The sequence below is a fragment of the Rhodoferax sp. U11-2br genome (assembly GCF_018619435.1).
Lineage (GTDB): Bacteria > Pseudomonadota > Gammaproteobacteria > Burkholderiales > Burkholderiaceae_C > Rhodoferax.
The window spans coordinates 26432-48649 of sequence record NZ_JAHFZF010000034.1; the positions used below are offsets into that span (position 1 = coordinate 26432).

Consider the following 22218-nt stretch of genomic DNA (forward strand, 5'->3'; position numbering starts at 1 on the left):
TATGGCTGTATCGCGTCAGCCAACAGCGATTTTTTTGCTAAAAATGGGGGGTGAAAGTGTCAATAACGACCCCAAAAAAGGGGATTTATGACGTGTCACATGTTTGTTTTTCAAAAAACTAACGTACTAGGGTTTACACCTATATGTATCAGTGATCAAAAAAATAGAATTAATTCGTTGTTCGAACTAAAAGCGGATGACGCATGGGTTTTTGGCAAGTGTGGATGAGTTTTTTTCGAAGCGATCAATCGCGCGACAGACCCGCTTTTGTAACCCGCGCCTGAACGAGATATTTATCAGACGACAGGCACATTGTTTAATTTCTGGAGAACTGACTTGGCAAGCTATTTCAAAGACATCGCGCCGATCCGCTATGAAGGCGTGGACAGCACGAACCCCCTGGCATTTCGTCACTACAACCCAGAGCAGATCGTGCTTGGCAAGTCCATGAAGGAGCAGCTGCGTTTTGCAGTCTGTTACTGGCACAGTTTCTGTTCGACAGGCTCTGACCCGTTTGGTGGCAGCACCTTCGAGCGGCCCTGGTTTGAAGGTGGCACGGCATTGCAATTGGCTGAGAAAAAAGCCGAAGAGTCGTTTGACTTTTTCAGCAAACTGGGTGCGCCCTATTACTGCTTCCATGACCGCGATGTGGCGCCCGAGGGTGCTACGCCCCAGGAGAGCCGCAGCAACTTCTTGCACATGGTGGACATTCTGGCGAAACACCAAGAACGCACCGGGCTGAAGTTGCTCTGGGGCACCGCCAATCTGTTCAGCCATCGGCGCTTCATGGCTGGTGCCGCGTCCAACCCCAATCCTGAGGTGTTTGCCATGTCGGCCGCACAGGTGCGCGACGCGATGGACGCTACGCTGAAACTGGGTGGCGAAAACTATGTGTTGTGGGGTGGGCGTGAAGGCTACGAGACCTTGCTCAACACCAACATGGCGCATGAGTTTGACCAGATGGCGCGTTTCCTGAACATGGTGGTGGAGTACAAACACAAGATCGGCTTCAAGGGCGCAATCCTGATTGAGCCCAAACCCAGAGAGCCGTCCAAACATCAGTACGACTTTGACACCGCCACCGTCTATGGACTGCTGGCCCGTGCAGGTCTCGAAAAAGAGGTGCAAGTCAACATCGAAGCCAACCACGCCACTTTGGCTGGTCACAGCTTCGAGCACGAAGTGGCCACCGCTCTGGCGCTGGGCATCTTCGGCAGCCTGGACATGAACCGCGGTGACCCGCAGTTGGGCTGGGACACCGACCAGTTCCCCAACAACGTGCCTGAGCTGACACAAACCCTCTACTACATTTTGCAAGCGGGCGGCTTCAAGACCGGTGGTTGCAACTTCGACGCCAAGGTTCGTCGCCAGTCACTGGACGCGGCAGACCTGTTCCATGGCCACATTGGTGGCATGGATGTCTGCGCCCGGGCCCTGCTGGCTGCCGAAAAAATGATCCAGGACGGACGTTTGGCAGAGGTGGTGGCACAGCGTTACGCAGGCTGGAGCCAGCCGTGGGCGCAGGATGTGCTGGCCGGTAAAACCAGCCTGGATGCTCTGGCTGACAAGGTGTTGCAGGACAACCGCGATGTATTGCCCGTGTCGGCACGGCAAGAGTATCTGGAAAATCTGGTGAACCGGTTTGTTTGATCTTTGCGGGGTCGCTGCTTGAACAGATTGGTGTTTAATCAGCAGCCCCTGTGATGGGTCATCTTGTGAGTGTTTTCTTTGAGTGACGGTGTTTTGCCGAAGCTGAGAAGGCGCTCACGGGAGACAGGAACAGACGGTCATTTTGAAGTGTGTTTTTGAATGTGCAAATATTTACCAGGAGATTGATATGAGAAAGAGTGTTTTCACCTTGACATTGATTGCTGCCGCTATGGGTTTGTCCGCTTGCGGCAAAAAAGAGGAGGCCCCTGCACCCGCACCGGCAGCTCCCGCAGCGGCCCCTGCGCCCGCTGTCCTGGTTGGTTTGGCCATTCCTGAAACACACGTCGAGCGTTGGGTCGGTGATGCCGAATACATGAAAAAAGACCTTGAAGCCATGGGCTACAAGGTGGATGTGGCCTTCGCTGACGCTGACCAATCCAAACAAAACAAACAAATCGAAGACATGGTCACCAAAGGTGCCAAAGCCATTGTGGTGGGTTCGGTGACCGAAGCCGCCGCCCAGGCTGTGGAATCTGCGAAAAAAGCCGGTGTCCAGGTCATCTCGTATGACCGCCTGATCACCGGTACCGACGCGTATGACTACTACCTGACTTTCGACAATTTCAAGGTCGGTCAATTGCAAGGTCAGGCCATCAAGGACGCTTTGGCGCTGGATACCGCCAAGGGCAAAAACATCACCTTGTTTGCCGGTTCACCCACCGACAACAATGCGCGCTTCTTCTTTGATGGCGCCATGGATGTTCTGAAGCCTTTCGTGACCAGTGGTGCCCTGAAGATTTGCGGCCCGGCGCCTACCAATTCTGCAGACGCGACCTGGTCCAAGATCACGACCGAAGGCTGGGCTGCCGACAAGGCCAAGGCACGTATGGAAACCCTGTTGTCCGGCGCCTGCAAGTCGGTCAAGCTGGATGCCGTGCTGGCCCCCAACGACACATTGGCACGCTCAATCATTGGTGCGCTGGAGCAAGATGGCAAATACAAGACCTTGCCTGTGATCACCGGTCAAGACGGTGAGTTGTTGTCCGCCAAGTGGATCATGGAAGGCAAACAAACCATGACCGTCTTCAAGGACACCCGTGTGCTGGCCAAGGGCACGGCCGAAGCGGTGGACAGCATCATCAAGGGTGCGGCCGAGCCCACGCTGACAGTGAAAGCCCGTGTTGACACCACCACCTACAACACCGGCAAGAAGGTTGTGAAGTCCTTCCTGCTGGAGCCTGTGGCGGTGACCAAAGACAACCTGACCAAAGAGCTGGTTGACAGCGGTTTCTACACAGCTGACGCTGTGGCTAAAGGCACCAAATAGTCACCCACTGAAGGGTGGTTAGACACGACTGCGTCTTGTACCCACAAGGCGCAGTCGACGGTCCTCCGATGAGGACAGAAGCTGCATGTGCGCACGAGGTCGTTGGATACGGACTGCGCATGGTCAAAATGCGCTGTCTCTGCTGACCACCGGTCTGACCATCCAAAAGACAACCATGGACAAGATCTTAGATATCAAGGGCATGCGAAAAACCTTCGGTCCGGTGGTTGCGCTGGACTGTGTGGACATGCAGGTCACACGCGCCAAAATCCACTTCATCGTGGGTGAAAACGGTGCTGGCAAATCGACCATGATGAAGGTCCTCAGCGGCGTCTACCCGTATGGGAGCTACGAAGGCCAGGTGCTTTACGAAGGCAAGGAATGCAAATTCAAAAGCCTCAAGGAAAGTGAAAACGAAGGCATTGTCATCATCCATCAGGAGTTGGCACTGTCACCTTATCTGTCAATTTACGAGAATCTGTTCCTCGGCAATGAGCGTAAAAAGGGCTTGTTGATCGACTGGGAGCAAACCTACATCGACGCCAAGGCGGTGATGGAAAAGGTGGGCGTGCACGAGGACTTGGCAACACCCGTCAACAAACTCTCGGTGGCCAAGCAGCAGTTGCTGGAAATTGGCAAAGCCCTGTCCAAAAACGCCAAGCTGCTCATCCTGGACGAGCCAACCTCCTCCTTGAACGAAGATGACAGCAGCAATTTGCTCAAGCTGTTGTTGAGCCTGAAAGAGCAGGGTGTGACGATCATCATGATTTCACACAAGCTCAATGAAGTGATGGCGATTGCCGATGAAATCACGATCATCCGCGACGGCCAGACGGTGGAGCGGGTGGACTTGTTGACCCACAAGGTCGACATCAACTACATCGTCAAATGTATGGTCGGGCGTGAGCTGACCTCGATGTACCCGGCGCGTGTGCCGCAGATTGGTGAACCCATCCTCAAACTGACGAATCTGACCGTCAAACACCCGATTTTCAGCGACCGCGTCATCATCAACAACGCCTCGATGGAGGTGCGCCATGGTGAGATCGTCGGGCTAGCGGGTCTGGTGGGATCGGGTCGCACCGAGCTGATGCTGACCATCTTCGGACGCTCCCTGAGTCCGAATGTCGAGGGTGACATCTGGTTCGATGGCCAGAAGGTGGCATTCAAAAGCGCCAAGGAGGCGATTGCCCACCAGATGATTTATGTCTCGGAAGACCGCAAGGAACTGGGCTTGGTCCTGATTCAGACCATCAAGAACAACAGCACCTATTCGTCGCTGCCCCGGCTGTCCAAGTTCAGCCTGATCGACAAGTACAAGGAAATCGAAGAGAGCGAAAAATACCGCGCTGCCTTACGTATCAAAACCCCCAACATCGACCAGATTGTGGGCAATTTGAGCGGTGGCAACCAGCAAAAAGTGGTGCTGGCCCGATGCCTGATGGCCGAGCCCAAGCTGCTGATCATCGACGAGCCCACACGCGGTATTGATGTGGGTGCCAAAAACGAAATCTACAAAATCATGAATGACTTTGTGGCCAAGGGCAACAGCATCATCATGATTTCATCGGAGTTGCCGGAAGTGCTGGGCATGACCGACCGCGTCTATGTGATGGACAAAGGCCGCATCAAGGGTGAACTCAAAACCTCAGAAGCCAGCCAGGAAGCCATCATGAAACTGGCGGTGGCTTAAACCCCAAGCGGTGACTCGTCGGACGCCCCATAAAAATCATTCAAGCGAAACCCATCATGTTCAAAATCATCAAACAGAACCAGAAACATTTCTCGATGTACATGGTTTTGCTGCTCATCTTCACGGCCTTCGGGTTCATGACAGATTTTGTCAACTTCACCCCACGCAACATCACCAATCTGGTGATCCAGAACAGCTACATCCTGGTGCTGGCCATCGGCATGGTGCTGGTCATCATCACCGGCAAGATCGATTTGTCGGTCGGTGCCACGGTGGCCTTCACCGGGGCCATGGCGGCCATCGTCTACAACGCCACCAATGGCAGCATGTTGCTGTCGCTGGCCGCCTGTATGTTGGCGGGGGCAGCCATTGGCGCCTTTCAGGGTTATTGGGTGGCGTACCTGAAGGTGCCCGCTTTCATTGTGACGCTGGCGGGCATGTTGGGTTTTCGCGGCTTGACCTATGTGCTCACCAGCATCAAGCCGGTGGGTCTGATGGATGACGAGTTCAAAAAAGTGGCCAGCGGGTTCATTGAGCCAAGCTTCATGGATGGCAAGGTGCTGGCCCTGGTGGTGGGGGTGGTGTTCCTGCTCATCATGGTGGTGATGGACATCCAGAACCGCAGAACCCGCTCACGACTGGGTTTTGATGTGTTGCCGATGTCGCTGTTCATCGTCAAGAACGTGTTCATCAGTGTCATCATCTTCTGGCTGTTCTACAAGTTTTCGATGGACCGCGGTATTCCAAACGTGATTGTCATCATCGGTTTGCTGGTGATTGCCTTCACCTTCATGATGAATAACACCGTGTTTGGTCGCAGCATCTATGCGATTGGTGGCAATGCCAAGTCGGCCAAACTCTCGGGCATCAACGCCGAGCGTGTCGAGTTTTATGTGTTTGTCATCATGGGGGTCATGGCTGCCATCTCCGGCCTGATCTTCACCGCCTACATGAACCAGGCCATGCCGCAGGCAGGCAACATGTTTGAGTTGGATGCGATTTCCTCGGTGTTCATTGGCGGCGCCAGTGCCACCGGCGGTGTGGGCACCATCATCGGCTCGGTCATTGGTGGCCTGGTGATGGGGGTGATCAACAACGGCATGTCACTCATGAACATGGGTGCGGAATACCAGCTGGTGGTCAAGGCCCTGGTCTTGCTGTTGGCCGTCTGGTACGACCTGCAAAACAACAAAAAATCCGCCTGAGCCAAACAGCCTCACAATACTGTATTTAAAAACAGTATTGTGAGGTCTTCATGTCTTCTCCTGCCTCGGCGCAGGCGGCAGCCCGGCTGCCTTCAGACGGTGCTTATGCCGAGCTGTATTGCCTGAGCAACTTCAGCTTTCAGCGCGGCGCCTCCCACCCCGAAGAACTGGTTGAACGCGCCCACACGCTGGGTTATGCGGCGCTGGCGATCACTGACGAGTGTTCGGTGGCCGGTGTGGTGCGAGCCCACCTGGAGGCCAGGAAGTGTGGGCTGCGGTTGCTGCCTGGCGCCAGCTTCACCGTGCCTTTGGGGGACGCGTCGCCTGGTGTGTCCTTTACTCTCATCGCCTTGCCGCGTGATCTGTCGGCCTGGGGTGATCTGTGTGAATTCATCACCAACGCGCGGCGCAGTGCGCCCAAGGGCCAGTACCACGTGTGCTGGCCAGATCCGGCGTGGGCCAACTTGCGTGGTTGTGAAGTGATTCTGTGTCTGTTAGATGCTATGTCATTAGAAGCATCAAGCGTTTTATGTATAAGGGCTAGAGGCCTGTTTAGTACACATCTCTGGCTCGGCGTGACGCAGCTTCTGCAGACCCGGGACCGGGTGTTGTTGCACAAACTCAGTCAGCTTTCCCGGCTCACGCGTGTGCCCCTGCTGGCGGTGGGTGAGGTGCTGATGCATGTGCGTTCACGCAAACCTTTGCAGGACGTGGTCACAGCCGTGCGCCAGGGCCAGCCGCTGGCTGACTGTGGCTTGGCCTTGTTGCCCAACGCGGAGAACCACTTGCGTGCCCGTGAGCGGCTGCTGCAGCTGTACCCGCGTGAGCTGCTGGCCAATACCCTCAGCCTTGCCGCGCGCTGCACGTTCAGCCTGGACGAACTGCGTTATCACTACCCGCTGGAGGCGGTGTTACCCGGTCTGAGCCCCGAGCAGACCCTGCGCCAGTTCACCTTGGAAGGTGCGGCCCGGCGTTACCCGGCTGGTGTGCCCCCCGATGTGCAGCAGCAACTGGCCCACGAGCTGGCGCTGATCAGCGAGCTGCATTACGAGATGTATTTTTTGACGGTGCACGACATCGTCACGTTTGCCCGGTCTCAGGGCATTTTCTGCCAAGGGCGTGGCTCGGCGGCCAATTCGGCTGTGTGTTATTGCCTGGGGGTGACCGAGGTGGACCCGGCACGCAGCAGCCTCTTGTTTGAACGTTTTATCAGCCGGGAACGGCACGAGCCGCCCGACATTGATGTGGACTTTGAACACCAGCGCCGCGAAGAAGTCATCCAGTACATCTACACCAAATACGGGCGCGAGCGGGCCGCGCTGACGGCGGTGGTGAGCAGCTACCGGCCGCGCAGTGGCTTGCGGGATGTAGGGCGGGCACTTGGTATCGACGAAGCCTTGATCACCGCGCTGGCGCGGGAGCACCCCGGCATGTACTCACGCACGGTGTTGTCGGAGCGGCTGCAGGCGGCGCTGGACCGGCTGGACCCGGGTTTTGTCACACCGCCAGAGCAGCTGCTGGCGCTGTGGCTGGACCTGAGTGCGCAGATACAGGGTTTTCCGCGGCACCTGAGCCAGCATCCCGGCGGGTTTGTGCTGACCCAGGGGCCACTGACCCGGCTGGTGCCGGTGGAAAACGCGGCCATGCCGGATCGCTCGGTGGTCCAGTGGGACAAGGATGATCTGGACGCCATGGGCTTGCTGAAAGTGGATGTGCTGGCCCTGGGCATGCTCAGCGCCATCCGCCGTTGCCTTGAACTGGTCAGCAATCGGCGGGGTCAAGAGTTTCAGATGCAGGACATCCCGGCGCATGACGACGCCACCTTTGACATGATCTGCCGCGCCGACACCGTGGGGGTGTTTCAGATCGAGAGCCGCGCCCAGATGAGCATGCTGCCGCGACTCAAACCACGCTGCTTTTATGACTTGGTGGTGGAGGTGGCTATCGTGCGCCCGGGGCCGATTCAGGGCGGCATGGTGCACCCGTACCTGAAGGCGCGGGCGCATCCGGACCAGGTGGTCTACCCGAGCAAGGCGCTCGAGGCAGCGCTTGTGCGTACCCTGGGCATCCCGATTTTTCAGGAACAGGTGATGCAGATTGCCATGATCGCTGCCGATTTCACGCCGGGCGAGGCCGACGATTTACGTCGCTCCATGGCCGCCTGGAAACGCAAGGGTGGTGTGCACAAGTTTCACGACCGGCTGGTCAAGCAGATGTTGCACAACGGGTATGACGAAACCTTCGCTGAAAACATCTTCAAACAGATCGAAGGGTTTGGTGAATACGGTTTTCCGGAGAGCCATGCCGCCAGCTTTGCTTTGCTGGTGTGGGCCAGCTGCTGGCTCAAACAACATGAACCAGCTTGTTTTCTGGCAGCTTTGCTCAACAGCCAACCCATGGGGTTTTATGGGCCATCTCAGTTGGTGCAGGACGCCCAACGCCACGGGGTGACCGTGTTGCCGGTGGATGTGTTGCACAGCCACTGGGCGTGTGTGCTGGCGCCTTCTGGCGCCGCTGAGTCGCTACCCGGTCCGCGCCAACAGCCTGCAGTGCGTCTGGGGCTGCGTCTGGTGACTGGTCTGAGCCAGCAGGCGGCCACCCGCATCACACAAGCACGTCACAGCCAGCTGTTCACCAGCACCGAAGACCTGGCCCTGCGAGCCGGGCTCGATACAACCGAGCTCAGCGCCCTGGCCAGTGCCGATGCTCTGGCCAGTCTGTCAGGCCACCGCCGACAGCAGGTTTGGCAGGCCAGTGCCTTGCAGTCTGCGCCAGAACTGCTGCGCAACGCTCCGATCCATGAAGGTCCGCTGCTGTTACCCGCCGCTTCCGAAGGCGAAGAGGTGCGCTTTGATTATGCGGCAGTTGGACTCACTTTGCGCTCTCATCCCTTATCCCTTTTGCGTCAGAAGCTATCAAACTTGAAGCTTTTGACAGCCAGCCAATTGCGTGCCTTGCCGCATGGCCGCCTGGTGCGGGCCTGCGGCCTGGTCACCATGCGGCAAAGTCCCGGCACGGCGCACGGGGTCACCTTTGTCACGCTGGAGGACGAAACCGGCACCGTCAACGTGATTGTCTGGAAAGCCCTGAAAGAGCGCCAGCGCAGCGAACTCTTGCACGCCCGCTTGTTGGTGGTGCATGGCACCTGGCAGCGCGATGTGGACAGTGGTGGCCAAGTCTGCCATGTGGTGGCTGGCCATCTGCGAGACCTGACTCCCATGCTGGGCGAATTGCCCACCAGCAGCCGGGATTTCCATTAAAGCCGGGCATACTCGGTGAATGGGGTGCTTTGTCCGGCATATTGCTGGTAATCTGCGCTCTGTCACCCAAAAAGATCACGCCAGCACCGAGATGCGCGCTTTCACCCTGACCCGCTACTTTTCCCTATTGTCTTTTGGGCTATTGTTGTTGGCAGGTGTCCTGCTGGGAACCCTGGTCCGGCAGCAGGAACTGGCCCAGATGGAGCGCACCGCGATTGAGCGCAACATCAGCGCCTCCTACTTGCTGGGCAACTTCTTGCAGCAGGATATCCAACGTTTGACACAGATATCGGCTGGCAAAACACCTCAGGACTTGCAGGCACTGCCTGAGCTTGCAGAGTTGAAAACCAAACTCAGGGTTTGGCTGCGTGGCTCCGACATTGTCAAGGTCAAGATCTACAGCCGGGAGGGGCTGACGCTGTTTTCGACCGAAGCAGCGCAGATTGGTGAGGACAAGAGTCGCCATGTCCGATTCCTCTCTGCACGTGCAGGTCAGGTGGTCAGCGATTTAGTCCACAGTGATCAATTTGCGGGCCCCGAGGGGATGCTGCTCAATGTGGATCTGATGTCGAGTTATGTGCCGGTTCAGCACAACGGGCAGCTGGTTGCCGTTTTTGAGCAGTACCAGGATGTCACCCGGCTGATTCAGCGCATCGAACACTCCCTGTGGCGGGTGGGTGGCTTGATCGCCGCTGTGTTTGTGTTGCTGTATGTGGTGCTGGTGACTTTGGTGCAACGTGGTCAGCACTCCTTGACCGTCCAGAAAGCCTTGCTGGAGGAGGCCAACCGGGTGCTTGACCAGCGGGTGGCCGAGCGCACCCGGGAACTCACGGCCAGCGAAGCGCAGCTGCGTGAGAGTGAAGCCCGGTTTCGCAGCTTGACCGAAATGTCGTCCGACTTTTACTGGGAAAGTGACGCCCAGCACCACTTCACCAAACGGACCTTCAGTGCACGCGAAGCTGCCGACCCGGTGTTTTGTCAGACCATTTTCCTGGGCCGTTTGATCTGGGACGTGACAACTATCCTGCCCGATGCCAAAGCCTGGCAGGCCCACCGGGAGATGATGCATGCCCATCTGCCGTTTCGTGGCTTCGAGGTGGCACACCAGGGCGCCAACACAACGCTTTTGTATGTGAGTGTCAGCGGTGACCCGGTGTTTGATGCCTCCGGTGCATTTGTTGGTTATCGGGGCGTGGGGCGAGACATCACACAACGCAAACAAGCCGACACCGAGTTGCGCATCGCCGCCACAGCCTTTGAGTCACAGCAGAGTACCTTGGTGGCCGATGTCCATGGGATTGTCCAGCGTGTCAACCAGGCACTGACCGAGTCCACCGGCTACAGCGCGCAGGAGATTGTGGGGCAGCCTGCAGCCATTCTGCGCTCAGAACGGTTGAGCGCCGACTTTTACGCAGCCCAGTGGGCCAGTGTCGAGCAGACTGGGAAGTGGCAGGGTGAAGTCTGGACCACCCGCAAAAACGGCGAGGTCTTTCCGCAGTGGTTGTCGATTTCTTCGGTCAAAGATGAGCAGGGGGTGGTGACCCATTACATCGGCAATTACATTGACATTTCGGCGCAAAAACAGGCTGAGGAGGAGGTCAAGAAACTGGCGTTTTTTGACCCACTGACGGGCCTGCCCAACCGTACCCTGCTGCGTGACCGCCTGCAGCAAACCGCCGCAGCCAGCGCGCGCTCGGGTGGCTGCTGTGCGGTGCTGTATTTGGATCTGGATAACTTCAAGACCCTCAATGACACCCAGGGACACGCCAGTGGCGATCAGTTGTTGCAGTGGGTGGCGGCCCGGTTGGTGGACAACCTGCGCCAATGTGACACCGTGGCGCGTATTGGCGGCGATGAGTTTGTGGTGGTGTTGCCGCAGCTGGAGGCGCGCAACCAGGAACTGGTGGCTATCGATGTGGAGCTGGTGTGCCAGAAGTTGCTCCAGGCGCTGGCCCGGCCCTATGTGTTCGCCCACACCGACTTCTACAGCACGGCCAGCATGGGCGTTACGTTTTTTGACGGGCAAGAGACATCGGTGGACGATGTGCTCAAACAAGCGGACATGGCGATGTACCAGGCCAAAAGCCTCGGGGGCAACACCTTTGCCTTTTTTGACCCGGTCATGGAGTCGGTGGCGCTGTCCCATGCCCGGTTGGAGGTTGATTTGCGCCAGGCGATCCAGTCAGGGCAGCTGGAACTGTATTACCAGCCCCAGGTATCCGGCAGCAGTGGGCGCATTGTGGGGGCAGAAGCCTTGCTGCGCTGGCAGCATCCGCAGCGCGGTCTGGTACCCCCCGGTGACTTTGTGCCCCATGCCGAGCGCACCGGTCTGATCCTGCCGCTGGGGCAGTGGGTGCTGGAGCAGGCCTGTGTGCAGCTGGCGGCTTGGGCCCATCAGCCCGAGATGAAGGACTTGGTGTTGGCGGTGAATGTCAGCGCCCAGCAGTTCAAGGCCATCGATTTTGCGGAACAGGTTCTGGCCACGCTGGCGCGTACCGGTGCCCAAGCCAGGCTGCTCAAGCTGGAGCTGACCGAGAGTATTTTTGCTGGTAACATTGATGAGATTGTGGGCATGATGAACCAGCTCAAGGGCCAGGGTGTCGGCTTTTCGCTGGACGACTTTGGCACCGGTTATTCGTCGCTGGCCTACCTGAGTCGCTTGCCGTTGGATCAGTTAAAAATCGACCGATCCTTTGTCGCCAACATCGAGTCAGATAACAACAACGTTGCTATCTGCGCTGCCACCATCGGTCTGGCACACAGCCTCAAGCTCAAGGTGGTGGCCGAAGGTGTGGAGAACGAGGCCCAGCGTTACTTCCTGAGCACGGTGCACCGATGTGACCTGTTGCAGGGGTATCTGTTCGGTCGACCACTCCCGATTGGCGGGTTTGAAGACCTGCTGCGGTCCTGGCCGTCCGCTTAATCGGCCTGGAATTGCGCCGCGTTTTTACCTTTGAAGGGCGCGTAAAACGCCTTGATGCTGCGCATGTCGGCTTCCAGATCACCGGTCGGGTAAAACAGGGGCCCCAGGCCGCTGACCTTGCGGCTGTAGTCCATGTAGGCCATCACGATCGGCACCTGAGCCGTCTGGGCGATGTGGTAGAAACCGGTTTTCCAGTAGCGGGTCTTGCTGCGTGTGCCTTCGGGCGGCACGATCAGCTGTAGCGCGCCGTGTGCCTTGCTGATGGCATTGGCTGAGGCCGCGACGAGGTTGTTGGCTTTGGATCGGTCCACCGAAATGCCGCCCAGCCAGCGCATCAGACCCCCAAAGGGAAAACGGAAGATGCTGGCTTTGCCCATCCAGTGCACATTGAGCCGCAGGACAAAGGCCACCATCAAGGTGTAGGGCAGGTCCCAGTTGCTGGTGTGTGGCGCAGCAATGAACACACTTCGCTGCGCCTCGGGGGGCAAGCTGCCCAACACCCGCCAGCCTGCCAGCTTGAGGTAGCTCAGTGACAGCCAGCGACACAGCGCATTGACCACCGGCGTGGTGAAGATGGTGCGCTGCATGCGGGCTGGTCTGGGCTCAGGAACCGTTTTTACAGACCGGCGGCGTCGCGCAGTGCGGCGGCCTTGTCGGTGCGTTCCCAGGTGAACTCGGGTTCCTCGCGGCCAAAGTGGCCGTAGGCTGCGGTCTTCTCGTAAATTGGACGCAGCAGGTCAAGCATCTGGATGATGCCCTTGGGGCGCAGGTCAAAGTGCAGGTTCACCAGTGCGGCGATTTGTTCATCCGGGATCACGCCGGTGCCTTCGGTGTAGATGGTCACGTTCATCGGTTTGGCCACACCGATGGCGTAGGCCACCTGCACCTGGCACTGGCGTGCCAGACCGGCTGCCACCACGTTCTTGGCGACGTAACGGGCCGCGTAGGCTGCAGAACGATCCACCTTGCTCGGGTCCTTGCCACTGAAGGCGCCGCCGCCGTGGGGGCAGGCGCCGCCGTAGGTGTCGACAATGATCTTGCGGCCGGTCAGGCCACAGTCACCTTGCGGGCCACCGACGACAAAACGGCCGGTCGGGTTGATCAGGTACTTGGTGTCTTCGGTCAGCCATTCCTTGGGCAGCACGGGTTTGATGATTTCTTCGCGCACCGCCTCGTAGAATGCGTCGGTCATCTTGTGGCCCAGGCTGTATTCCGGGGCGTGTTGGCTCGACAGCACCACTGTGTCGATGCTGTGTGGCTTGCCATCGACATAACGCATGGTGACCTGGCTCTTGGCGTCCGGGCGCAAGAATGGCAGGCGGCCGTCCTTGCGCAGCTGTGCCTGACGTTCCACCAAGCGGTGGGCGTAATAAATGGGCGCGGGCATGAGCTCGGGCGTCTCATTGCAGGCGTAACCAAACATCAGGCCCTGGTCGCCTGCACCGGTGTTCAGGTGGTCGTCCGAGGCGTGGTCCACACCCTGGGCAATGTCATTGCTTTGTTTGTCGTAGGCCACCAGCACCGCGCAACCCTTGTAGTCGATGCCGTACTCGGTGTTGTCGTAGCCAATGCGTTTGATGGTGTCGCGTGCCACCTGGATGTAGTCGACATGGGCATTGGTGGTGATTTCACCGGCCAGCACCACCAGACCGGTGTTGGTCAGGGTTTCGGCAGCGACACGGCTGCGCGGGTCCTGGGTGAAGATGGCGTCCAGAATCGCGTCGGAGATCTGGTCAGCCACCTTGTCGGGATGGCCTTCAGAGACGGATTCGGAGGTGAAGAGAAAGTCGTTTGCCATGAAAAAAGCTCCTAAGAAAAGTTAACAACCTTTTTTGCGTTGCTTTTGGCTTGGGGAGCTTTCGGCGAACGCTTTAGCAGATGTGTCAACGTGTTGACAAGGCACAATGGCGACCCGTGTGGGGCTGCTGCTTGTGTGTGTCGCCCTGCAAGTAGTTCCGTAACTCAGCGACAGTGTCTAGTTTAGCTCACACCATGACCTTTTTTTTCAAATGGCTGTCCAGATTGCCCCTGCGCTGGCTGCAGGCGCTGGGCTGGTTGCTCGGTTGGCTGGTGTTTGCGGCATCAGGGATCTATCGGCGCCGTTTTGTGGCCAATGCAGACCAGGCCGGCATGGCCAGGTCGGACTGGTTGGCCGCAGTGGGGGAGAGTGGCAAGCTGGTGGCCGAGTTGCCGCGTTTGTGGCTGGGACGCCCGGTTCCCGTGTTGTGGGATGGCGCCGAGCATGTGGAGGCCGCCTTGGCCCGGGGCTCTGGCGTGGTTTTTTTGACACCGCACCTGGGCTGCTTTGAGATCACCGCGCAAGCCTATGCGCAGCGTTATGGCCAGACCGTCCAGCCGATGACGGTGCTGTTTCGCCCGCCGCGTCAGGCTTGGCTGCGGGCGGTGGTGATGGCCTCGCGCCAGCGCCCGGGTTTGCTGACCGCACCCACCACGCTCTCAGGTGTCAAACAACTGATCAAGGCCCTGAAAAAGGGTGAAGCGGTCGGTCTGTTGCCCGACCAGGTGCCGCCGCAGGGCATGGGGGTGGTGGCCCCGTTTTTTGGACGTGACGCGTACACCATGACCTTGTCGGTGCGGCTGGTGCAACAGACCGGTGCCACGGTGCTGTTGGCCTGGGGTGAACGCTTGGCCAGGGGACAGGGTTACCGGGTGCATGTGGAGCCTTTGCACGAAGCGTTGCCGTCGGATCTGAATCAGGCAGCCACTGCCGTCAACCAGGCCATGCAGCGTCTGATTGTGCAGTGCCCTGCACAATACCTGTGGGGCTACGCGCGCTACAAACAGCCGCGTGAGATGGCGCACACCTCATGAAAAAACGCTGTCTGTTGTTGATCTGTTGTCGCTGCCCCTGGCGGGAGCTGGCCCCATGCTGAGCCGTTTGAGTTTGCTGCTGATGCGGGCCCTGTCGCCCTTGCCGCTGGCCTGGGTGCGCGCGCTCGGGCTGGTGCTGGGTGGTTTGTTGTATCTGGTCGTGGCACCACGCCGACGGATCGTCAGAACCAATTTGCGCCTGTGTTTTCCGCAACTGAGCGAGGCAGAGTGCCGCCAGTCGACGAGGCGGATGTTTGTCTATTTTGCGCAGGCCTGGTTGGACCGCAGCTGGCTCTGGCATGGTGCGCCGCAGCGGGTGCGCGACCGTTTGAAGCTCACAGGTGATGTGCAGGCCTTGGCTGGCAATGAGCCCGTGGTGATTTTCGCGCCGCATTTTGTCGGGCTGGATGCGGGCTGGACTGCGCTCACCCAGCAGTTGCCGCGCCACTTCACCACGATTTACACCGACCAGACCAACAAAGTGATGGACGCCTGGATTCTGGCCGGGCGCCAGCGTTTTGGCGCCAGCCACCTGTTTGGGCGCGCCGATGGTGTCAAGAGCATTGTGGCGGCGCTGCGTGCGGGTGACCCGTTGTACCTGCTGCCTGACATGAACTTTGGCCTCAATGAGTCGGTGTTTGTCCCGTTTTACGGGGTGAGTGCGGCCACGGTGCCGAGCCTTTCACGTTTTGCCAAACTCGGGCGCGCCAAGGTGGTGCCGGTGATTACCCGGTTGATCCCTGCGGGCTACAGCGTGGAGGTGTTGCCGGCCTGGTTAGACTTCCCCAGCATGGATGCCACGGCGGATACGGCGCGCATGAATGCCGAGTTGCAGAACTACATCAACACCATGCCCGAGCAGTACTACTGGGTGCACAAACGCTTCAAGGACCGACCACCGGGGGAGGCTGATTTTTATCGATGAATTGACCTGTGGCCCTTATTTTAAAAGGGTTTGCAGCTATTGATTTGATATCAATTGGCTGGGGTGCTTGATGCGACGGCTGCCGCAGCGCTGGTGGCCTCGGGGTGTGCCCATTGCCACAGCAAGGTGGCAACGTCCTCAATGCCCTGGCGTTTGGTGGCTGAAAACAACCGGACCTCACCACCGCCTGCCTGCAACTTCATGATCGACAGGGCCTTGGTCTGCTCCGAGCGGGTCAGTTTGTCCGCCTTGGTCAACACCACCAGAAACCTCAGGCCTTCTTCCACCCGGGGGCGCACCACGTCGAGCAGGATCTCGTCGAGTTCGGTCAGTCCATGGCGCGGGTCACACATCAGCACAATGGCTTTCAGGTTCTCACGCGTCACCAAATAGTTGGCCATGACCTGTTGCCAGCGGATTTTGTCCTGCTTGGGCACGGCGGCGTAGCCGTAGCCGGGTAAATCGGCCAGCACCGCGTCGGTCACACCCTGTTTGCCCAAAGAAAACAGGTTGATGTGTTGTGTGCGGCCTGGTTTTTTGGAGGCAAACGCCAGCTGCTTCTGCTGTGTCAAGGTGTTGATGCAGGTCGACTTGCCAGCGTTCGACCGGCCGACAAAAGCGATCTCGGGCACGCTCAGGGGCGGCAGAAAATGCAGCTGAGGTGCGGTGGTCAGGAATTTGGCCGTGTGCATCCAGCCCAGTGCCTCGGCAGCGGTGATGCCTGTGGTGACAGGTGCGGCGACACTCAGCAATTTGGGGTCGGCAGGGCTGGTTTGAATGGTCATGGGGGCAATCTAAAGCAATCGAGCATTGTAGAATCAAGTGGTTTTTGTACTCACGACTTGTCCGGGATCTCTATGAAGCTCATCTCCTCTGTGTTGGTCGCTGCATCGCTGGCTATGTCGGCGGTGTCTGGTTTTGCGCAAGAGGCTGCTGCGGCAGCCAAGCCGGATTTGGCCAAAGGTCAAGCCAGCTTTACCACGGTGTGTGTCGCCTGTCATGGACCAGATGGCAACTCTCTGGTGCCAGATTACCCCAAGCTGGCCCAGCAACATCCCGAGTATCTCGTCAAACAGTTGCAAGAGTTCAAGGCTGGTAAACGTCAAAACCCCGTGATGTTGGGTTTTGCGTCGACGTTGAGTGACGATGACATGAAGAACATCGCCTACTGGGTGACCACCAACAAGGCCGCCCCTGGCACCGCCGCCGATGCCGACTTGATTGCGCAGGGCAAACGCATTTACCTCGGAGGTGTGCTGGACCGCAACATCCCGGCCTGTGCGGGCTGCCATGGCCCGGCTGCGGCGGGCATCCCGGCTCAGTACCCACGCCTCAAAGGTCAACAAGCCAATTACGTGGTGACGCAACTCACCACCTTCCGCAGCGGTGAGCGCAACAACAACCTGCAAATGACCGGTGTGGCGGCCAAGCTCAATGACCGCGAGATCAAGGCGGTGGCGGAGTACGTGGCCAGCCTCAAGTGAGGCTGTCGGTGCCCAGGGCTTGAACAAGCCCGGTGGCTCCGCCAAAAAAGCAGTCGCCGACAGGTGGGCTGCTTTTTTTTTCGCCCTCAATCTTTTGGCTTTGGCCTGGCGTGGGCCGTGTCTTTACCAACCCTTGACCAACAGGGGTGAAACTATTTGTGCGTAAATCTTTCTGACAGACCTCTCTTCGCTTTCCCAAAGGACTACCGGCATGTTGATCAAAAGTGACTCCCAAGGCTTTGTGCACCCCATTGCCAGCGACATCACGCCGCTGTCGGCCTACCAATCGCGTCGCAACATGATCCGCCTCATGGCCAGCGGGGTGGCGGGGGCGGCCCTGGCCAGCTGGGCCGGACGTGAAGCGCTGGCACAGGCCTGGGCACCACCCGGCAAACACGCGGCGCTGGCGGCCATCAAGAGCACCACGCCGGGTGCGCTGACCATGGAAAAAGTCACCGATTACAAAGATGTCAGCAGCTACAACAACTTTTATGAATTTGGCGTCGACAAGGCTGACCCCGCGCAGTACGCCCAGGCCTTGCCCACCAGCCCCTGGCATGTCGAGATCGAAGGCCTGGTGAAAAAACCGGGCCGGTATGCGCTGGAAGATTTGCTCAAGCTCAGCGCCCAGGAGGAGCGCATTTACCGCCTGCGCTGTGTCGAGGGCTGGTCGATGGTGATCCCGTGGGTGGGGTACTCGCTGTCGGCGCTGATCCGCAAAGTGGAGCCGCTGGGCAGCGCCAAGTATGTGGAGTTTGTGACGCTGGCCGACCCCAAAACCATGCCGGGTGTGCGCTCGCGGGTGCTGGACTGGCCGTATGTGGAAGGTTTGCGCCTGGACGAGGCCATGCACCCGCTGACCTTGCTGGCGTTTGGCATGTATGGCGAGGTCTTGCCCAAACAAAGTGGTGCACCGCTGCGCTTGGTGGTGCCCTGGAAATATGGCTTCAAAAGTGGCAAGAGCATTGTCAAGATCCGCTTCACCGAAAACCAGCCACAGACCGCCTGGAACAAGGCCGCCGCGAACGAGTACGGCTTCTACTCCAACGTGAACCCGGCGGTGGACCATCCGCGCTGGAGCCAGGACACCGAGCGCCGTATCGGGGAGGACGGGCTCTTCACCAAAAAGCGCAAAACCCTGATCTTCAACGGCTACGAGGCCCAGGTCGGGCAGCTGTACGCGGGCATGGACCTCAAGAAGTTCTTCTGATGGTGACCGTGGTGCCCACCCGGCGCTGGGCCGCAGGTGTCAACGCGTTGTGTCTGCACCCCTGGAGCAAACCGCTGCTGTTTGGGCTGATGTTGCTGCCGCTGTGTGTGCTTGTGAGCGCGGCAGTCTTTGATCAACTGGGTGCGAACCCGGCCCAGGCCCTGGTGCGCAGCACCGGCGACTGGACGCTGCGTGCACTGTGTCTGGTGCTCGCTTTGACACCCTTGCGAGTGAGTTTGCAGCTGCCTGCCTTGGCGCGCTGGCGGCGCATGCTGGGACTGTTTGTATTTTTTTACGCCAGCCTGCACCTGCTGTGTTACAGCTGGTTTGACATGGGGTTTGAATTGCTGGACATCGCGCGCGATATTCCCAAGCGCCCTTTTATTCTGGTGGGTTTTGCTGCGTTTGTGCTGTTGTTTGCGCTGGCGCTCACCTCACCCCATCGGGTGGTTCGGTGGATGGGCGGCAAAAACTGGCGGCGTCTGCACCAGCTGGTGTACGCCGTGGCCGGCTTGGCGCTGCTGCATTTTTTTTGGATGCGCGCTGGCAAAAATGATGTGGCCGAGGTGTGGGTCTACACCTTCATCCTCAGCCTGTTGCTGGGCTGGCGTCTGGTGCGTGTGCTCAAATCTTTAAAGAAAGTGTCTCTAGCCCTTTAAATAGATGGGTAGATTGCTATTGATTAAAGAGCGTTGGATGGCTGATTCGCTCTTGCCTTGACCGGTCAGGGTGCTGCGACAGGCTGGCTGCTGGCCTTGGCTGGTGCAGTGGCCGTATCCGTATCCGTAGGAGCGGGCCGTGAGAAGACCTGGGGAACCAGAGACTCAGGCAGCGTGGCCCGATGGGTCCCAGCCGGGGGGGTGGGCAGGTACAAGGCGCCGGTTTGACCGCAGGCAGACAATAGCGACACCGTGGCTGACAGGGCCAGGGCCCGGACTAGAATTTGTTGGAACAACATGATGTGGAATTGTAATGAACGATGCTGAATTTATGGACCAGGCGGAACGTGTGCTCAAAGCCGTGGAGGCCAGCTGCGACCACATCAACGACGCGACCAACGCGGACATCGACAACCAGCGCACGGGCGGCATGGTGACGCTGGTGTTTGCCAACCACAGCCAGATTGTGATCAACCTGCAAAAGCCTTTGCAGGAGATCTGGCTGGCCGCCAAGAGTGGTGGTTACCACTATCAATTTGATGGCAGACAGTGGATGGATACCAAGGGTCAGGGCGAGTTTTTTGCCTCATTGTCGCGTTTTGCCAGCGAACAGTCAGGCAGCCCTCTGGTGTTCGCGGCGAGCTAGCTGCTGAGGCTGTTGCCGCAAGGTCGTCTAGTTTTTAAACAGGTCGAGGATTTTCTTTTTCTCGTCCGCTACCGGCATCGGAATCACCTGCGTGGTCTCAGTCGCCTTGCCGCCACCTTCTAATCCCAGCGTGGCAATGCCAGTGGACTTGGTGTATTCGTTGAAGAACCACTCCCCGTCGATGTTGACCACACCTTCTGGCACCGGCAGCTCGGCCACGGGCACATTCTTGAGGGCTTGTGTCATGAACTCAATCCACACCGGCAAGCTCAAGCCACCCCCAGTTTCCCGGCTACCCAGTTTGCGTGGCGTGTCGTAGCCGATCCAGGTGATGGCGGCCAGGGTGGGCTGAAAACCCGCAAACCAGGCATCCATGGAGTCGTTGGTGGTACCGGTCTTGCCGAACAGATCAGGCCGCTTCAACTTGGCTTGTGCTGATGCTGCGGTGCCCGACCGCGCCACCTCTTGCAACAAACTGTCCATCACAAAAGCATTGCGTGCGTCGATGGCACGCACTGATTCATCAAGCACCGGCGCCGGCGTCTGGGCCAGAACCTTGCCTTTTTGATCGGTGATTTTGGAGACGATCCAGGGGTTGACGCGGTAGCCACCGTTGGCAAACACAGAGTAGGCCGTGGCCATTTGCATCGGTGTCACCGAGCCTGCGCCCAGCGCCATGGTGAGGTAGGGGGGGTGTTTCTCTGCATCAAAGCCAAAACGTGTCACCCATTGCTGGGCATTTTGTGCGCCAACGACCTGCAACACCCGGATGGAGACCATGTTCTTGGACAAGGCCAGGGCGCGGTGCAAGGGCATCGGACCTTCAAACTTGCCGTCGTAGTTCTTCGGTTCCCAAGGCTGTCCACCTGTGACGCCAGCGCTGAAAAAGAGCGGGGCATCGTTGACGATGGTGGCCGGCGTCACGCCGTTTTCAAGCGCGGCAGAATAAATAAAGGGCTTGAAGCTCGAACCCGGCTGGCGCCAGGCCTGGGTGACGTGGTTGAACTTGTTTTTCTCGAAATCAAAACCACCGACCAGTGCCCGGATCGCTCCGGTTAGGGGGTCAATCGCCACAAAGGCGCCTTCGACTTCAGGCAACTGGGTGATCTCCCAGGTGGACTTGGGCGTCTGGACAATACGGATCACCGCTCCCCGGCGGATCTTGATGTTGGAGGGGGCTTTGTCGGACAAGCCTGATTGCGCAGGTTTGAGGCCGTCACCGGTGATCTCGACGATGTCACCGTTTTGGCGGATCGCCTTGATCATCTTGGTGTTGGCGTCCAGTACCACGGCGGACAACACATCACCGTTGTCAGGATGCTCCAGCAGCGCCTCGTCAATCACATCCTCGGTGCCTTGGGCGTCCTGCGGCATGCTGACAAACTTCTCCGGGCCCCGGTACACCTGCCGACGTTCGTAATTCATGATGCCCCGACGCAGGGCCTGGTAGGCGGCGATCTGGTCGGCCGCCCGCAACGTGGTGTAGACGTTCAGCCCACGGGTGTAGGTCGAGTCGCCATACTGGGCGTAAATCAGCTGACGCACGGTTTCCGTGAAGTACTCGGCGTGCACTTGGGTGCTGTCAGCTGAGGATCTGATCTTCACCACCTCTTGCTTGGCGATCTCGGCCTGATCGGGGGTGATGAAGCCGTTCTCAAGCATGCGTTGGATGATGTAGAGCTGGCGTGTTTTGGCACGTTTGGGGTTGTTGATGGGGTTGTAGGCCGAGGGGGCTTTGGGCAAACCCGCCAGCATGGCGGCTTCTGCCACGCTGATGTCCTTCAACTGCTTGCCAAAATAGGCCTCGGAGGCGGCAGCAAAACCATAGGCGCGGTTGCCGAGAAAAATCTGGTTCATGTAGATCTCAAGAATCTGGTCCTTGCTCAGCAAGTGCTCCATCTTGAAGGTCAACAAAATCTCGTAAATCTTGCGGGTGTAGGTTTTTTCAGACGACAGATACACATTGCGCGCCACCTGCATGGTGATGGTGGACGCCCCCTGGCTCTTGATCTGTCCCAGATTCGCCAGCGCGGCACGTGCCACACCAATGTAGTCCACCCCGCCATGCTGGTAAAAACGGGCATCTTCGATGGCCAGCACCGCATCTTTCATGACTTTGGGGATGTCTTGAATCGGCGTCAGATGGCGCCGTTCCTCGCCAAACTCCCCAATCAGAGTCCCTTCTGCCGAAAAAACGCGCAGCGGCAATTTCGGGCGGTAGTCAGACAACTCCGAGACATCGGGCAGATTGGGGTAGGCCATCGCCATGGCGATCGCCACAATCATCAACAGCGAAGCCAGTGCGGCCAGCAGCACACCGCCCACCAGCAAAGGCAGCTTGACAGCCCAGTGCATCGGGCGGCGTTTTTTGGGGGGAGCCGTCTTGGGGGCAACGGGGGCTGTC

Annotated in this window: 17 protein-coding genes; 12 read left to right on the forward strand and 5 right to left on the reverse strand. The window is 58.5% G+C overall.

Annotated elements, in window-relative coordinates; translation table 11 throughout:
• The first annotated feature begins 336 nt into the window (after positions 1-336).
• From xylA to KKO72_RS17820, 6 genes are all read left to right on the forward strand, one after another.
• Positions 337-1650 (forward strand): xylose isomerase, encoded by a 1314-nt coding sequence (xylA, locus tag KKO72_RS17795; protein WP_214942086.1) that lies wholly within the window; start codon positions 337-339, stop codon positions 1648-1650.
• A gap of 187 nt (positions 1651-1837) precedes the next feature.
• Entirely contained in the window at positions 1838-2977 is a 1140-nt protein-coding gene (locus KKO72_RS17800; RefSeq protein WP_214942089.1) for a sugar-binding protein, read from the forward strand.
• 175 nt (positions 2978-3152) lie between these two features.
• Positions 3153-4670 carry a sugar ABC transporter ATP-binding protein gene (locus tag KKO72_RS17805; protein ID WP_214942091.1) on the forward strand — a complete coding sequence of 506 codons (1518 nt, stop codon included), beginning with the start codon at positions 3153-3155 and terminating at the stop codon, positions 4668-4670.
• Positions 4671-4726: 56 nt separating this feature from the next.
• Positions 4727-5875 carry a multiple monosaccharide ABC transporter permease gene (gene mmsB, locus KKO72_RS17810; protein WP_214942094.1) on the forward strand — a complete coding sequence of 383 codons (1149 nt, stop codon included), beginning with the start codon at positions 4727-4729 and terminating at the stop codon, positions 5873-5875.
• Positions 5876-5925: 50 nt separating this feature from the next.
• Positions 5926-9135, forward strand: coding sequence for an error-prone DNA polymerase (locus KKO72_RS17815; protein WP_214942097.1), 3210 nt, complete (start codon positions 5926-5928; stop codon positions 9133-9135).
• A gap of 91 nt (positions 9136-9226) precedes the next feature.
• Complete coding sequence (locus KKO72_RS17820; protein ID WP_214942100.1) at positions 9227-12058, forward strand: bifunctional diguanylate cyclase/phosphodiesterase; 2832 nt, start codon at positions 9227-9229, stop codon at positions 12056-12058.
• On the opposite strand, the gene KKO72_RS17825 is transcribed toward KKO72_RS17820, so the two are convergent.
• Together KKO72_RS17825 and metK are read right to left on the reverse strand one after the other, a co-directional pair.
• Positions 12055-12645, reverse strand: coding sequence for a lysophospholipid acyltransferase family protein (locus tag KKO72_RS17825; RefSeq protein ID WP_214942103.1), 591 nt, complete (start codon positions 12643-12645; stop codon positions 12055-12057). The genes KKO72_RS17820 and KKO72_RS17825 overlap by 4 nt on opposite strands.
• A gap of 29 nt (positions 12646-12674) precedes the next feature.
• Entirely contained in the window at positions 12675-13856 is a 1182-nt protein-coding gene (gene metK / locus KKO72_RS17830; protein ID WP_214942106.1) for a methionine adenosyltransferase, read from the reverse strand.
• A gap of 194 nt (positions 13857-14050) precedes the next feature.
• Here metK and KKO72_RS17835 point away from each other — a divergent pair, with 194 nt between their 5' ends.
• Together KKO72_RS17835 and KKO72_RS17840 are read left to right on the forward strand one after the other, a co-directional pair.
• Positions 14051-14890, forward strand: a complete 840-nt coding sequence (locus KKO72_RS17835; RefSeq protein ID WP_214942118.1) for a lysophospholipid acyltransferase family protein — start codon at positions 14051-14053, stop codon at positions 14888-14890.
• A gap of 55 nt (positions 14891-14945) precedes the next feature.
• Entirely contained in the window at positions 14946-15815 is an 870-nt protein-coding gene (locus tag KKO72_RS17840; protein WP_214942121.1) for a lipid A biosynthesis acyltransferase, read from the forward strand.
• 50 nt (positions 15816-15865) lie between these two features.
• Here KKO72_RS17840 and yihA read toward each other — a convergent pair whose 3' ends face one another.
• On the reverse strand, positions 15866-16600 hold the full coding sequence (gene yihA / locus KKO72_RS17845) for a ribosome biogenesis GTP-binding protein YihA/YsxC (RefSeq protein ID WP_251140753.1): 735 nt from the start codon (positions 16598-16600) through the stop codon (positions 15866-15868).
• 72 nt (positions 16601-16672) lie between these two features.
• Here yihA and KKO72_RS17850 point away from each other — a divergent pair, with 72 nt between their 5' ends.
• The 3 genes from KKO72_RS17850 to KKO72_RS17860 all read left to right on the forward strand — a co-directional run bounded on the left by KKO72_RS17850 (position 16673) and on the right by KKO72_RS17860 (position 19168).
• The gene (locus KKO72_RS17850) at positions 16673-17299 is read left to right on the forward strand and encodes a cytochrome c (protein ID WP_214942124.1); all 627 of its coding nucleotides are present in this window, start codon (positions 16673-16675) and stop codon (positions 17297-17299) included.
• Between the two features lie 211 nt (positions 17300-17510).
• Positions 17511-18509, forward strand: coding sequence for a protein-methionine-sulfoxide reductase catalytic subunit MsrP (gene msrP, locus KKO72_RS17855; protein ID WP_214942139.1), 999 nt, complete (start codon positions 17511-17513; stop codon positions 18507-18509).
• Positions 18509-19168, forward strand: a complete 660-nt coding sequence (locus tag KKO72_RS17860; RefSeq protein WP_214942142.1) for a sulfite oxidase heme-binding subunit YedZ — start codon at positions 18509-18511, stop codon at positions 19166-19168. The genes msrP and KKO72_RS17860 overlap by 1 nt, the downstream gene beginning before the upstream one ends.
• A 65-nt stretch (positions 19169-19233) precedes the next feature.
• Here the strand turns inward: KKO72_RS17860 and KKO72_RS17865 are convergent, their stop codons facing one another.
• Entirely contained in the window at positions 19234-19467 is a 234-nt protein-coding gene (locus KKO72_RS17865) for a lipoprotein (protein WP_251140754.1), read from the reverse strand.
• Between the two features lie 14 nt (positions 19468-19481).
• Between KKO72_RS17865 and cyaY the strand changes: the two genes are divergently transcribed.
• A complete protein-coding gene (gene cyaY / locus KKO72_RS17870) occupies positions 19482-19814 on the forward strand; it encodes an iron donor protein CyaY (RefSeq protein ID WP_214942157.1) in 333 nt (110 codons plus the stop codon).
• Positions 19815-19841: 27 nt separating this feature from the next.
• Here cyaY and KKO72_RS17875 read toward each other — a convergent pair whose 3' ends face one another.
• On the reverse strand, positions 19842-22100 hold the full coding sequence (locus KKO72_RS17875) for a penicillin-binding protein 1A (RefSeq protein ID WP_214942176.1): 2259 nt from the start codon (positions 22098-22100) through the stop codon (positions 19842-19844).
• Positions 22101-22218: the final 118 nt, after the last annotated feature.